Origin of the sequence: Arsukibacterium sp. (assembly GCF_033721375.1) — a bacterium.
Classification (GTDB): Bacteria; Pseudomonadota; Gammaproteobacteria; order Enterobacterales; family Alteromonadaceae; genus Alishewanella.
Genome location: NZ_JAWWAP010000011.1, coordinates 105,617 through 118,980, shown reverse-complemented (window position 1 = coordinate 118,980; position 13,364 = coordinate 105,617). Strand labels below are relative to the sequence as shown.

Here is a 13,364-nt window from a genome sequence, read left to right as displayed (position 1 = left end):
TTAAATCGAAACATATTAGCTTGCTCGAACTTACAAAGTTTGCAGTGTTGTAAACACAATAGAAGTTTGAGGTTGTTGTGGCAGAACAGGGATTGTTTCGCGCTAATGCGGTAAAGCAGCAGAGCGCGCAAGTAGCTGGTGCGGTTTTTAATGTTGAACACATCAGCAATGCGGGGTTAGCGCAATGAAAAAAAATACTGTATCAATTCTTACCGTGCTTGTAGTGCTAGTGATGTTTTTTTCTTTAGATTTCTTCTTCCCTGAAACTCCGGTTATAGCTAAAGCGTCAATAACGGCGATAAGCGCTTTTGTGGCTTATTTATTGTTTTCAAAACTATTTCTACGAAACGTTGAAAACGCTGAATGATATTAAGGTTGGTTAACACTGTGTTGTAGTATTTTCTCAATTGATGTTTGTAACTCTTGTTTTTCAATGTGTTAGATATGAATGGGAATGATGCTTCGTTTAAGGATTTTACAGTGACAGAACGCAACTCAGAATTAATAACAATGCTACCGTTAATCTTTTTAGGCGTGATAATGGGAGGTGTATTGTTTGCGCTTTACGATCACTTCATTGGCCATTATCTGTTGTTATCAGCCGGCAGTTATCAGTTTATTTGCATGCTGCTAAGTTGTGCGGTGTGTGTTTGGGTCGCCAGAAAACTAATTTAGTTGGCGTATGTAGTTCGTTGTCAGCTAAGTGGGTTTTAAATGCTAAAAAAACTTAGTGTGTTTAAAGTTATTATCCTCAATTTTTTTGTTTTATTTATATTTTCCTATGTGGTCAATAGCTTCGTAATTGCTTTCGGGTTTTTGCACGAGCTGATCTCAATCGCCTTTATTCTGCTGTTAATTATCTTTCAAACGTACATCGTTTTTAACAGAGGCAAATTATTAGCAGGGCTGTATTTTATCCTGGCATTGGCACTGCTGTTATTTTCGATAAGAGTTGGCGGCATCAACGGTTATTTCACGATTGCAGCTGATGGTATTTCGAGCTACCCAACAATTATCCATGGTGACCATGCGCTTGTTGATCCAAAGCCTTTAGAACTAACACCTGAGCGCTTTATTTTATTTAGCAGAGATGATGGCAGATTCTACGTTAAACGCGTGCACGGGGTGCCGGGCGATGATATAAAAATTTGTAATCATCTGGTGTATGTAAACGGCTATCACTATTCGCTGGCGAATAACTGGGTTGGCCAGCTGTTTAATGAAAACGAGCGCTGCGCATCAAGGCAATCAGCGTTTACCCTTAAAGCAAACGAGTATTTTGTTTTGGATGATAATTTACGCGGCAGCATAGACTCCCGACACTTTGGGCCGGTAAATTCATCCCGTATTAACGGGGAAGTGCTTTACAAATTTGGCTCAAGATATGGAGCTAACAGCATTTTTCTCGAGGTAAGTTTTGAGCAGGATTAGTGCTAATAATTTAGGTTCAGAATTCTGATAAGGACAATATGTTACTTACGTTAATAACGCTACTTGGCGCTGCCGAGCCTGAGCTGCCAATTACCAGAGTGGTTTCTGGTAAAATGCATACTGTAATTAACCAGAATGTCAGGCTTAGCAAAGAACTGAAAAGTTTTGTGATAACACCCTGCAGCTTTGCGGTAAAACCGGCTGCACAAAACACAAAGCGTGTTGAAATTAGTTTTAGTGACCGGGTTTTTTATACTGATAGCTTTACCGTGAAACAGATAAGTGAAGCTGAGTGCGAAATCAGTTTAAGCAACGACAAAAGCGGGAACTAAGACATGCAATATAGCCATTCTACTTTGTTAGGTGCTGTCGCATTTACGCTGGTTTTGTATTTTCTATCCAGACTATCTAAGAAAAAACGCACCCCATTAAAATTTATTCTGGTCGCTGGTGTAGCATATTTTGTTGTGTCGATGCTTCGGGCAACTTGAACCTTAACAACTATTTTTTAAATTTGAATAAAAAAAGCCCGGTTAAATTAACCGGGCAAAGGACGAGGGTAAAACGGGGTAAAACTTTTTACAGTTAATAAGGTTACAGCTAAAACAGCTTATTCCGCGCTGTTGTAGGCAATTTGATTGGTTTCAACGCCATTAATATCGGCGGTTAAGCGTGCCAGGTTGTGCTGGTTAATATCGTTGGTATTTAACGATACTGCGCGCTTAAAATCTTCCAGCGCGGCGACTTTGTCGCTGGCCAGTACGTGCATTACACCGCGGTTGCTGTAAGCCAGGGCGCGCATTTCGCGTTTGGCATCACTTGGTACTGCCTGGGTGGTTTGTGCCAGGCTTACTGCCTTGCTGCAGGCGCTTTGGGCCAGATCAATCTGGTTTAAGCGGCTGTAAGCGACGCACAGGCTCATGTGTAATGAGAAGCTGTCTGCTTCAGCACCGCGATAGTTGGTTACTTCGCTGATGCCTTGCTGTAACTGACCTGCCTGAATGGTCGTGACGCCCGGGGTGTCTTCAATTAACACCATTTTGTAACCATTGCTCGCAGCTGAAGCGAGAAATGGACTTGAGGCCAGCACGCTCAGTGCCACGGCGGTAGCAAATTTTTTGGCTGTGAATGTCATGTCGTATTCTCCCTTGGTTTAAATTTGGGTCACCGGCCTTTCGAAGGGAAAGTTTTTGCGGCGACAGGGATACTTTAGCCAGTAGCAACTGGTCTGACAAACGAGATAAATCACACCGATAGGTTAAGAAAATTCACCTATACTTCGCGCTGAACGTCCTGTAACTGTCATAAAAGGCTGCTACGCGAACACGGTTAACAGCTGCTGGTTTTAGCCGTTAGCTGGCTGAAAACTCTTTAACACCCAGTCAATCAGCAACTGAATTTCCGGCCGGTTGCCATCGTCATCGTGGCGCACCAGGTAATAGCGATCGCGGCTTAGCAGTTCCTGTTCAAACAGCCTTACCAGGCTGCCACTGCTAAACCAGCTCTGGCTGATAGGTAATGGAATTAGCGCTACCCCCAGGCCCTGCTGGGCGGCGCGGGCCACGCTGAACATACTGTCGAGTTGAATGATCTGCTTTGGCTTGAAGTTGTGATAGCCGACATGTTCAGCCCACTGATGCCAGGCGTGTGGCCGCGCCTGATGCAGAATGAGCGGGGTTTTTTCCAGCGCCCGGTAACTTTTACCGTGAATTTGCGCATATAGCGCCGGGTTACAGGCCGGTACATAGCTGATGGGGAACAGATCATAAGCCTGGGGCTCGTCAGGCTGCTTGCCGGATAAAATAATCGATAAGTCGGTATATTTCGGGCTGTCTCGGCGTGATTTCACCGTTTCCAGCTTTAAATTTATATTCGGATACTGTGCTGACCAGCCAATCAGTTTCGGTACAAACAGCTCGCTGGCAAAAAACTCCGGCATTGAAATACTGACTTCCTGCATCCGTTCAACCTGGCTGAACTGCGCAATGGTATCGGCCAGCTGGGCCAGCAGCGGTTGCACTTCCTGATAAAAGCGTTTGCCGGTTTCCGTTAACGCAATAGCGCGGGTTTTGCGTTCAAACAAACTGAGGTTTAAGTTATCTTCCAGCTGTTTTATCTGGTGGCTTACCGCCGACGGCGTTAAATACAGCTGCTTGGCGGTTTCTTTAAAACTTAAACACTCGGCCGCTACGCAAAAACAGCGCAAGCCACGAAGTGGCGTATGAATAGTCATAATCGGTAATACCTGGTGTTCGATGCAGGCTAGTATACAAGCCATTAATGACAAACTGGCTGCAAAAGTTAAACCACTTTTCTTTTTGCATTAAAATAACGCTAAAACAATAGCATAGCTTTAAACTGGCGCCGGTGATCTGCTGCTTTGCACCAGCCTGGATCAGCAATGCCTGCAAAACCAGATAACGCGACAGAGCAACGCTAAGCCAGCAGCGGAAACTTTAAGCCAGTAGCGGAAACTTTAAGCCAGTAGCGGAAACTTTAAGCCAGTAGCGGAAACTTAGTGGCGATATCGCTACCGCTAAAATGGGCAACCCAGCCGTCGGGATTATTAAATAAGCGGATTGCGGTAAAGTCGGGCTCGCTACCCATATCAAACCAGTGTGGCGTGTTGGCCGGTACGCTGATTAAATCGTTCTGCCGGCACAGTACCTGATACACCTTAGTGCCAATATGCAGGCAAAACAGGCCCTGACCACGGACAAAAAACCGCACTTCATCTTCGCTATGGGTATGCTCGGCCAGAAATTTCTGCCGCAGTTGCTGTTTATCCGGATGATTCGGGCTTAGTGAAATAACATCAACCGTGATATAGCCCTCAGCCGCTTTTAAGCGTGCAATTTCATCGCCGTAGGCAGCGATGATTTGCTCTGTACTGCTATCAGCTGTTACCGGTGCGTTGGCTTGCCACTGGGCAAACTGCACCCCAACTCTCTGCAGCTGTTGCTGAATAACGGTAACCTCAGTGCTGTCGAGCACTATCTGTTCAGGATCAGTGTCGTTAAATATCGTTAACCGGCTCATGCCATCATCTCCTGCACCTGATAAAAATCGCTGGCGGTTTGATGCTTACCCGCGCGCTGGCCTTCACGGATAAGCTGTACGGTCGAGATACCCAGCTCGCTGGCGGCGTCAAGCTCAGCGGTAACATCGGATAAAAACAATACCTGACGTGGCGGCAGTTGCAGCTGCTGCAAAATGGCGGCATAGGCCGAGACGTCGCGTTTGGCACCGATGCGGGTATCGAAATAGCCACTGAATAACGGAGTTAAGTCACCAGCGTCACTGTACTGAAACAGCAGCTTTTGGGCCGCCACCGAGCCGGAACTGTAAACGTACAGTTTTATACCCTGGCTGTGCCAGTCGGCCAGTTTGGCGGCGACATCGGCATAAATATGGCCGGTAAAAGCGCCGCTTTGATAACCCTCGGCCCAGACCATGCCCTGCAGGGTTTTCAGCGGGGTAACTTTTTGATCGGCGGCCAGCCAGGCCAGTAACTGGGTTATGCAGCGTTCAAGATCTGCTTCTGGTTCAGCCATCAGCTTGCGCACCTGAGCCAGTTCGCTGGCGACAGCCGGCAGCTGCTGATGCTGGCGGATAAAACCCGGTAAATGGGTGGCGGCATAAGGAAACAATATGTCGGTAACAAAGCTGATGCGGCTGGTAGTGCCTTCAATATCAGTAATAATGGCGCGGTAATTCACGGTAAGCCTGCAATTTTAAAACGTTCCAGCTCGCAGTTTATAAGAAACTCCCAACCTTCTAAATGCCTTTTTGCCTGCTCCAGACTGTTACCCCAAACATAAAGACCATGACCGCGGACCAGCAAACCATATTGCAGCGGTTGCTGGTGCCAGCGTTGGTTAAGCTCTGCCGCCAGCGCAGGAATGTCCTGGGTGTTGTCAAAAATAGCCAGTGACAACAACTGTTGATGGCTACTGATGCCGCTAATGGCTTTTTGCATTTCATAGCCGGCAAACAGGTAATTACTCTGACTGATTAAGCGGGAAAATACTGTGGCCTGCACTGAATGGGTATGCAGCACTGCTTTAGTGGCTGGATTTAACTGATACAGCATGGCGTGCAGCGCGGTTTCTGCCGAGGGCGTGCCAGTACAACTAAGCTGCTGCCCCTGCCAGCTAACCGGTAGTAAGTCCTGCGGGCTTAACTCACCTTTATCTTTACCCGAGGCGGTAACCAGTGCGCTGTTATCGCCGCTGCGGATAGAAAAATTGCCGCCGGTAGCCGGCACCCACTGGCGGCCGGCAATCCAGCGACCCAGTGCGCAAAGCGCAATGGCGTTGGGGTTAACTTGATGCAGCTGCGCAGTGTTGTTCATAAAAAACCGTCATTGAAATCCGTTAGAAAAAGCTGGCATAAAAGCCTGTTGTTAAATCTGCTCTGAACTGTCGCTTCGACAGCTAAACGTTTAACCATTTAGATGTCTATACACAAAACAGGCTGAATGATAGCATTCAGACTGGTTTTGGCAACTTTTTCTGAGCATATGGCCTTCCAATCGAAACTTCCGACGCTGGGCAGCAGTATTTTCAGCCAGATGAGCCAGTTGGCTTCTGAGCAGCAAGCTATTAATTTGTCTCAAGGTTTTCCGGACTTTGCACCGGACAACTATCTGTTGCAGCGGCTTAGTTATCACAGTCAGCATGGCGCTAATCAATACGCTCCGATGCCCGGCATTTTGCCGTTGCGTCAGCAAATCAGTAAGCTGGTAGGTCGCTGCTACCGGCGCAGCATTGACCCCGACCATCAGATAACCGTTACCTCGGGGGCCACTGAAGCGCTGTTTGTCGCCATTCAGGCGATAGTGCAGCCGGGGGATGAAGTGATAGTGTTTGACCCGGCCTATGACAGCTATGCGCCGGCGGTTAAGCTGGCCGGCGGCAGCACGGTGCATCTGAGCCTGTTGGCACCTGATTTTAAAGTGAACTGGCAGCAGGTGGCGGCAGCAATTAACCCGAAGACTAAACTGATTATTGTTAACAGCCCGCATAATCCCAGCGCCACCGTATTTAATGATGATGACTGGCAGGCCCTGCAGGCACTGGTATGCCAGCATGGCTTATATTGTCTGAGCGATGAAGTGTACGAGCATATGGTATTTGATGGTGCGCCCAGGCTGAGTGCCCATTGTTACCCGGCATTGGCTGAGCGCAGTTTTATCGTCTCATCTTTTGGCAAAACCTTTCATGTTACCGGCTGGAAGCTGGGCTATTGCGTGGCTCCGCCATTACTTAGCGCTGAGTTTCGGAAAATTCATCAGTATGTCACGTTCTCCAGTTTTACCCCGGCGCAGCATGCGATAGCCGATATGCTGGCAATGCAGCCTGAACAGGTCAGCGGCCTGGCGACGTTTTATCAGCAAAAACGCGATCAGTTTGTGACAGGATTAACTGACAGTCGGCTGCAGTTGCTGCCCAGTGCGGCTACGTATTTTCAGCTGGCAGACTACGGTGCAATCAGCAACTTGCCAGACGTCGAATTCTGTCGCTGGTTAACTATTGAACATAAAGTGGCGGCTATCCCACTTAGTGTGTTTTATCAAAAGCCGACCGGGGCCCGGCTTATCCGGTTTTGTTTTGCTAAAACACCGGCCACCTTAAATCAGGCAGCGGAGGTGTTATGTCAGCTGTAAAAGTCAGTCTGCTGCAAACCACATTGTACTGGCAGGACAGCGAGGCCAATCTGGCCCATTTCAGTGCGCTGCTAGCTGATTTAGCGCCATCTGATTTAGTGGTACTGCCGGAAATGTTTACCAGCGGTTTTAGTATGCAAAGCACCGAAATAGCAGAGCAGGAACCCGGCCCGGGTTTAACCTGGCTAACTGAGCAGGCCAAAGCCTTAAACGCCGCAATTACCGGCTCGCTGGCCGTTAAAACAACGACCGGTGGCTATGTTAACCGGCTGTATTTTGTCAGCCCGGATGGCGCAGTCAGCTTTTACGATAAAAAGCATTTATTCCGGATGGCGGGCGAGCAGCATGCTTATCAGGCGGGGCGGGAGCGGGTAATAGTACGCTGGCGTGGCCTGCGTTTTTGCCTGCAGGTCTGTTACGATCTGCGTTTTCCGGTGTTCAGTCGCAACCAGAATGATTATGACGTGCTGATTTATGTCGCTAACTGGCCGGCAGCGCGGCGCCATGCCTGGAGCAGCCTGTTGCTGGCCAGGGCCATTGAAAACCAGGCGTTTGTGTTGGCTGTAAACCGGGTGGGGCAGGATGGTAACGATATTCACTATAGTGGTGACAGCGTAGTAGTGGATTATCAGGGCCAGCTATTGGCCAGTTTGCCAAAAAGCGAAGCTGGGGTACTGACTGCCACCCTCGATGGTACAGCGCTGGCACAATATCGGCAGGCGTTTCCGGCCCATTTAGATGCAGACCATTTTAGTCTGGATTAACTCAGTTCGATCCGGATTAACTAACATTGAATTAACCAACAGGCTTGACCTGTAAGCGTTTCGCGGCAACACTGTACGGCCGTAATTAAGCAGGTTCAGCCAGCGTGACAGCAATTAACTGGGCAGCACTTAACGCTGCCGCCAAAGCCGCCTCCGAGCAGGCCTATGCCCCTTATAGTCAATTCCCGGTGGGAGTGGCTATTCAGGCCGAAAATGGCAAGATTTTTGCCGGTTGTAATGTCGAAAATGCCTCCTATGGCGGCACGGTGTGTGCCGAACGCAACGCCATAGCGGCAGCAGTAGTAGCCGGCGAGCGCAAGTTTGTCGCCTTACTGGTCTATACCCCGCAAAGTAAACTTACCCCGCCCTGTGGTATATGCCGCCAGGTGATTGCCGAATTTTTTATGCCGGATGCGCCTATTACCAGCAGTAATCATTTAGGCCAGCAACAAAACTGGAGCCTGCAGCAATTACTGCCCGATGCCTTTACCCCGACCTATCTGGCTGCCAGTACCAAAATCAGTAAGGACAGTTAATCTTATGGCTATTCCCCAGGAAATTATTAAAACCAAACGTAACGGTAAACCGTTAAGCCATGCCGATATTCGTCAGTTTGTAAAAGGCTTAACCGATGACAGCTTCAGTGACAGCCAGGCAGCGGCACTGGCGATGGCCATTTATTTAAATGGGATGGCGGTCAGTGAAATTGTGGAGTTAACCCTGGCCATGCGCGACTCCGGCACGGTACTGAACTGGCAAGGCAGACTGAATGGCCCGGTGGTGGACAAACACAGCACCGGTGGCGTCGGCGACAAAGTCACCCTGATGCTGGCACCTATGGTAGCAGCCTGTGGTGCCTTTATGCCGAGCATTGCCGGTCGCGGCCTCGGCCATACCGGCGGCACCGTTGACAAGCTGGAAAGTATTCCGGGCTATAGCTGTACCCAGAGTTTAAGCCGGATTGAGCAATTATTGCCGCAGCTGGGTTGTATGATTGTCGGCCAGAGCAGCGAGCTGGCACCGGCTGACCGTCGTTTATATGGCATTCGCGATGTTACCGCCACGGTAGAATCGATTCCGCTTATCACCGCCTCCATTTTATCGAAGAAATTGTCTGAAGGGCTGGATGCGCTGGTCATGGATGTCAAAGTCGGTAATGGCGCTATTATGGCCACTGCCCACGATGCCAGTGCGCTGGCAACCAGTATTGTTAATACCGCTACCGGTGCCGGGGTAGCGACCCGGGCACTGATCACCGACATGAACCAGATTTTAGGCAGCACGGCCGGTAATGCGCTGGAGGTCGTGGAAACCCTCGATTACCTGAGCGGAAAATACCGCGAACCACGCTTGCACCAGCTAACGCTGGAACTCGGTGCCAATATGCTGCTGCTTGGCGGTTTGTATAACGACAAAGCGGCGGCAATTGCCGCGCTTGAGCAGAGTCTCAGTTCAGGTAAAGCCGCAGAGATATTCAGCAAAATGGTGGCAGAACTGGGCGGCCCGGCCGATTTACTGGAAAAACCACAGCACTATTTAGCCAGTGCGCCGGTGGTGCAGGATATTAAGGCGCCGCAAAGCGGTTATCTCAGTTATCACAATACCGTCGGCCTGGGCATGGCGGTAGTGCGCTTAGGTGGTGGTCGCTCGCACCCCAGCCAGCAGATTGACCCGGCGGTCGGTTTTAGTGACATACTGGCAGCAGGAAGCAAAGTGCAGCAGGGCGATATCATTGCCCGGGTGCATGCGGCCAGTGCAGAGGCGGCCGGGATTGCCCGGCAGGAATACCAGGCTGCACTGACGATTGACGCGCAGCATAACGCTCCATTGCCTTTGCTGCATCATACTATCGGTTAACTGGCATTAGGTCCCGCTATTGGCTAAAGTTAGCCTGACCAACAGTGGGGCTCATCATGTTATTAAATAAATTAGCTGGCAGTGTGTTACTACTGCTGGCGTGTGATGTACAAGCCAGGCCAACTCTGAACTGGTTGCAAGCCGACTGGCCGCCGCATCAGATTGTCAGCGGGCCTTACCAGGGACAGGGCACATTTGATTTACTGCAGCGGCAGCTGACTGAGCGGCTACCGCAATTTAATCACCGCAATCGTTTGGTCAGTATGGCGCGGCTGGAGCAGGTTTTTACTGATGCAGAGGTAGCGAATTGTTCTGTTGGTACCTTATTTTCAGAGCAGCGGGCAGTTAACCGGCTGTTCTCGAATCCAGTCGCTGTTGGGCCGGCGTTGGCGGTTGCTTATATTGCCGGTACGCTCAGTAACCATCCTGCCAATCAGGCTGATGGCGTTAATATTGCAATCCTGGCACAGGATCCTGAGTTGAGCGGCGTATACCAACCCAGCCGCTTTTACCCGGATGTTATTATCCGGGCTCTGCAACAGACCAGTAGTAATCTTAGTAGTTATCCATTTACCAGTGAAGTTAATGCGGTCGCACTGCTGGCCAGCGGCCGGGTACACTATGTGATTGAGTATCCCGAACGGCTGGAGTACTTTAACAGGTTATTGGCTGAAGCGGCAGCTCTGGAGCACCGCGCCATTATTGATGCCAATATTGCCAGCGTGTCTTATGTAACCTGTAGCAAAGATGCCACAGGCAAGTCAGCAATAGCTGCCATCAACCAGCTACTGCCAGGCTTGTGGCAACAAGCCACCTATACGAATGCCATGCTGCGCTGGCTGGATGACAGCGCCCGCCACAGATTAAGCAGTGAAATTGCCAGCTTGCGCAAAGACGCCCTAATGCAGTTTCAGCCGCGGCCGGACAATGCGGTTGATCCGGGCCACCATTGATATTACCAGCATTTTCAGCCAGCCATGTAGCGCCACCTGATGCATCCGGTACAGTGAGATATAAGCCAGCCGGGCGAGCCGGCCTTCAATCATCATCGCACCACCCACCAGATTGCCCATTAAGCTACCGACAGTGCCAAAACGACTTAATGAAATCAGTGAGCCGTGGTCTTTATATTTAAACTGTTGCAGCGGCTGGTTATTTAAGGTGGCAATCAGGTTAGTCGCCACCAAACTGGCCATCTGATGGGCTGACTGCGCCCGTGGTGGCACCCATTTGCCATCGGGTAGCGGACAGGCAGCACAATCGCCAATCACCAGAATACTGGCATCGCGGCTGCTTTGCAGCATGGAATTAACCACCAGCTGATTAAGCCGGTTGGTTTCCAGCCCTGCCAAATCACGCATAAAATCAGGCGCTTTAATGCCGGCCGCCCAAACCATCAGCTCAGCATCCAGATGCTGTTCGCCCAGTTGTAAGCCATGACAATCTGCAGCAGTCACCCTGGTGTTAACGCGGACATCAACCCCGAGTTTTTGCAGCTCTTTTAACGCCGCATTGGCCATCCGCTCAGGCAGCGCCGGTAAAATCCGGGGCCCGGCTTCCACCAGAGAGATATTCAGCCGGTCAGAGCGTAAGTCAGCAAAGCCATACAGGTTAAGCTCTGCTGCCGCATGATAAAGCTCTGCAGCAAGCTCTACTCCGGTGGCACCTGCACCGACGATAGCAATGTTTAGTTTATCTTTCGGATGCTGGGGCGAGTTCAGCTTTAAATACGCCTCCAGCAGCCTGCGCTGAAAGCGATGTGCCTGGCCCGGGCTGTCCAGAAATATACAATGCTCTGCCACGCCCGGGGTATTAAAGTGATTAGAAATGCTGCCAATGGCCAGCACCAGATAGTCGTAGCTAAGCTCGCGTTCGGCCAGCAATTGCTCGCCATCGGATGAACCAATGGCGGCCAGAGTAATGGTTTTTTGTTCGCGGTTTAAGCCAGTGAAATTACCCAACTGGAACTCAAAATGATGACTGGCGGCATGCGCCCGGTAGCTTAGCTGATCAATTTCAACATCGAGGGTGCCGGTTGCCACTTCATGCAGCAGAGGTTTCCAGATATGAGTATGATTGCGATCGACCAGGGTGATATGAGCGCGTTTTTTCCGGCCCAGTTTATTGCCAAGCCGGGTAGCCAGTTCCAGGCCACCGGCGCCACCGCCAACAACTACGATGCGAGGGGGGATCATGTTACGCTTTCCTTCCGTTTCTTTTAAATCAGTGTCGTGCTGCAGCCATAAAAAAACCGGCGCGGGCGCCGGTTTTCGGGGTTAAGATTTTTGCCGCTTCATGGCATCGAAAAATTCATCGTTGGTTTTGGTCATCGATAACTTGTCGATTAAAAATTCCATACAGTCGCTTTCGTCCATCGGGTGCAGAATTTTGCGCAGGATCCACATTTTCTGCAGCTCTTCCGGCGAAGCCAGCAATTCTTCGCGGCGGGTACCGGAGCGGTTAAAGTCGATAGCGGGGAAGATGCGACGTTCGGCAATTTTGCGCGATAAGTGCAGCTCCATATTACCGGTGCCTTTAAACTCTTCGTAGATTACTTCATCCATTTTCGAGCCGGTATCAACCAGCGCGGTAGCGATAATGGTTAAGCTGCCGCCTTCTTCCACGTTACGGGCTGCACCAAAAAAGCGCTTTGGCTTATGCAGGGCATTGGCATCAACACCACCGGTAAGGACTTTGCCTGAACTTGGAATAACAGTGTTATAGGCACGAGCTAAGCGGGTAATAGAGTCGAGCAGAATGATCACGTCTTTTTTGTGCTCTACCAGCCGTTTGGCTTTTTCTATCACCATTTCAGCTACCTGAACGTGGCGGCTGGCTGGCTCATCGAAAGTAGAGGCAATTACTTCGCCTTTAACCAGGCGCTGCATTTCTGTCACTTCTTCCGGCCGCTCATCAATCAGCAACACCATCAACACACATTCCGGGTGATTGGCGGCAATAGACTGGGCGATATTTTGCAGCAAAATGGTTTTACCGGCTTTCGGCGGTGCGACGATTAAGCCGCGCTGACCCCGGCCAATCGGTGAGGCTAAATCCAGCACCCGGGCGGTGATATCTTCCCGGCTACCGTTACCGCGTTCCATCCGCAGCCGCGAGTTGGCATGCAGTGCGGTTAAGTTTTCAAATAAAATTTTATTGCGGGCCTGCTCTGGCCGGCCGAAGTTAACTTCGTTTACTTTTAACAGGGCAAAATAGCGTTCGCCTTCTTTCGGCGGCCGGATTAATCCGGAAATACTGTCACCGGTTCGCAGGTTAAAGCGACGGATCTGGCTCGGAGAGACATAAATATCATCCGGCCCGGCTAAGTAAGAGCTGTCTGACGAACGTAAGAAACCAAAACCATCCTGCAGAATTTCCAACACACCCGCACCGAAGATTTCTTCACCGTTTTTAGCGTGGGCTTTTAATATTGCGAAGATAATATCTTGTTTGCGCAGGCGGGCCATGTTTTCCTGGCCCATGGACTCAGCCAAATCAACCAGTTCGCTAATTGGTTTCAGTTTCAGTTCTGTTAAATGCATAGTTTGATGGGTTCTTGTTGGTAAAAACAGAAAATGCTTATCGGCTCGATAATAAAGGTTTGGAAGTTGGTTTATTCGACAGACAAGCGTGGTTTAAGGTAT

General features: G+C 50.0%; 13 protein-coding genes. 6 read left to right on the top strand and 7 right to left on the bottom strand.

The window, feature by feature from the left end:
- Nucleotides 1-714: 714 nt before the first annotated feature.
- Complete coding sequence (gene lepB / locus R3187_RS16830; protein WP_318968222.1) at nt 715-1,431, top strand: signal peptidase I; 717 nt, start codon at nt 715-717, stop codon at nt 1,429-1,431.
- Between the two features lie 610 nt (nt 1,432-2,041).
- Here the strand turns inward: lepB and R3187_RS16825 are convergent.
- The 5 genes from R3187_RS16825 to R3187_RS16805 all read right to left on the bottom strand — a co-directional run bounded on the left by R3187_RS16825 (nt 2,042) and on the right by R3187_RS16805 (nt 5,785).
- A complete protein-coding gene (locus R3187_RS16825) occupies nt 2,042-2,566 on the bottom strand; it encodes a tetratricopeptide repeat protein (RefSeq protein WP_318968221.1) in 525 nt (174 codons plus the stop codon).
- Between the two features lie 210 nt (nt 2,567-2,776).
- The gene (locus R3187_RS16820; RefSeq protein WP_318968220.1) at nt 2,777-3,664 is read right to left on the bottom strand and encodes a LysR substrate-binding domain-containing protein; all 888 of its coding nucleotides are present in this window, start codon (nt 3,662-3,664) and stop codon (nt 2,777-2,779) included.
- Between the two features lie 263 nt (nt 3,665-3,927).
- Nucleotides 3,928-4,470 carry an acireductone dioxygenase gene (locus R3187_RS16815; RefSeq protein WP_318968219.1) on the bottom strand — a complete coding sequence of 181 codons (543 nt, stop codon included), beginning with the start codon at nt 4,468-4,470 and terminating at the stop codon, nt 3,928-3,930.
- Entirely contained in the window at nt 4,467-5,150 is a 684-nt protein-coding gene (mtnC, locus tag R3187_RS16810; protein ID WP_318968218.1) for an acireductone synthase, read from the bottom strand. Before mtnC ends, R3187_RS16815 begins: the two co-directional genes overlap by 4 nt.
- A complete protein-coding gene (locus tag R3187_RS16805; RefSeq protein WP_318968217.1) occupies nt 5,147-5,785 on the bottom strand; it encodes a methylthioribulose 1-phosphate dehydratase in 639 nt (212 codons plus the stop codon). Before R3187_RS16805 ends, mtnC begins: the two co-directional genes overlap by 4 nt.
- Nucleotides 5,786-5,911: 126 nt before the next feature.
- On the opposite strand from R3187_RS16805, the gene R3187_RS16800 reads away from it, so the two are divergent.
- The 5 genes from R3187_RS16800 to R3187_RS16780 all read left to right on the top strand — a co-directional run bounded on the left by R3187_RS16800 (nt 5,912) and on the right by R3187_RS16780 (nt 10,673).
- Nucleotides 5,912-7,099, top strand: coding sequence for a methionine aminotransferase (locus tag R3187_RS16800; protein WP_318968216.1), 1,188 nt, complete (start codon nt 5,912-5,914; stop codon nt 7,097-7,099).
- Nucleotides 7,087-7,863 carry an amidohydrolase gene (locus R3187_RS16795; RefSeq protein WP_318968215.1) on the top strand — a complete coding sequence of 259 codons (777 nt, stop codon included), beginning with the start codon at nt 7,087-7,089 and terminating at the stop codon, nt 7,861-7,863. Before R3187_RS16800 ends, R3187_RS16795 begins: the two co-directional genes overlap by 13 nt.
- A gap of 104 nt (nt 7,864-7,967) precedes the next feature.
- Nucleotides 7,968-8,399: a cytidine deaminase gene (locus R3187_RS16790; RefSeq protein WP_318968214.1), complete on the top strand. Its 432-nt coding sequence runs from the start codon at nt 7,968-7,970 to the stop codon at nt 8,397-8,399.
- A 4-nt stretch (nt 8,400-8,403) separates the two neighbouring features.
- Nucleotides 8,404-9,720, top strand: coding sequence for a thymidine phosphorylase (deoA, locus tag R3187_RS16785; protein WP_318968213.1), 1,317 nt, complete (start codon nt 8,404-8,406; stop codon nt 9,718-9,720).
- Nucleotides 9,721-9,776: 56 nt separating this feature from the next.
- Nucleotides 9,777-10,673 carry a hypothetical protein gene (locus tag R3187_RS16780; protein ID WP_318968212.1) on the top strand — a complete coding sequence of 299 codons (897 nt, stop codon included), beginning with the start codon at nt 9,777-9,779 and terminating at the stop codon, nt 10,671-10,673.
- On the opposite strand, the gene R3187_RS16775 is transcribed toward R3187_RS16780, so the two are convergent.
- The gene (locus R3187_RS16775; RefSeq protein ID WP_318968211.1) at nt 10,620-11,915 is read right to left on the bottom strand and encodes an NAD(P)/FAD-dependent oxidoreductase; all 1,296 of its coding nucleotides are present in this window, start codon (nt 11,913-11,915) and stop codon (nt 10,620-10,622) included. The genes R3187_RS16780 and R3187_RS16775 overlap by 54 nt on opposite strands.
- A gap of 81 nt (nt 11,916-11,996) precedes the next feature.
- Nucleotides 11,997-13,262, bottom strand: a complete 1,266-nt coding sequence (gene rho / locus R3187_RS16770; protein WP_097112836.1) for a transcription termination factor Rho — start codon at nt 13,260-13,262, stop codon at nt 11,997-11,999.
- Nucleotides 13,263-13,364: the final 102 nt, after the last annotated feature.

Coding starts and splice junctions, on each gene's coding strand:
- R3187_RS16800 (WP_318968216.1), top strand. CDS start 5,912: ATGATAGCATTCAGACTGGTTTTGGCAACTTTTTCTGAGCATATGGCC.
- R3187_RS16825 (WP_318968221.1), bottom strand. CDS start 2,566: ATGACATTCACAGCCAAAAAATTTGCTACCGCCGTGGCACTGAGCGTG.
- R3187_RS16815 (WP_318968219.1), bottom strand. CDS start 4,470: ATGAGCCGGTTAACGATATTTAACGACACTGATCCTGAACAGATAGTG.
- rho (WP_097112836.1), bottom strand. CDS start 13,262: ATGCATTTAACAGAACTGAAACTGAAACCAATTAGCGAACTGGTTGAT.
- lepB (WP_318968222.1), top strand. CDS start 715: ATGCTAAAAAAACTTAGTGTGTTTAAAGTTATTATCCTCAATTTTTTT.
- R3187_RS16795 (WP_318968215.1), top strand. CDS start 7,087: ATGTCAGCTGTAAAAGTCAGTCTGCTGCAAACCACATTGTACTGGCAG.
- R3187_RS16820 (WP_318968220.1), bottom strand. CDS start 3,664: ATGACTATTCATACGCCACTTCGTGGCTTGCGCTGTTTTTGCGTAGCG.
- R3187_RS16775 (WP_318968211.1), bottom strand. CDS start 11,915: ATGATCCCCCCTCGCATCGTAGTTGTTGGCGGTGGCGCCGGTGGCCTG.
- R3187_RS16805 (WP_318968217.1), bottom strand. CDS start 5,785: ATGAACAACACTGCGCAGCTGCATCAAGTTAACCCCAACGCCATTGCG.
- R3187_RS16780 (WP_318968212.1), top strand. CDS start 9,777: ATGTTATTAAATAAATTAGCTGGCAGTGTGTTACTACTGCTGGCGTGT.
- deoA (WP_318968213.1), top strand. CDS start 8,404: ATGGCTATTCCCCAGGAAATTATTAAAACCAAACGTAACGGTAAACCG.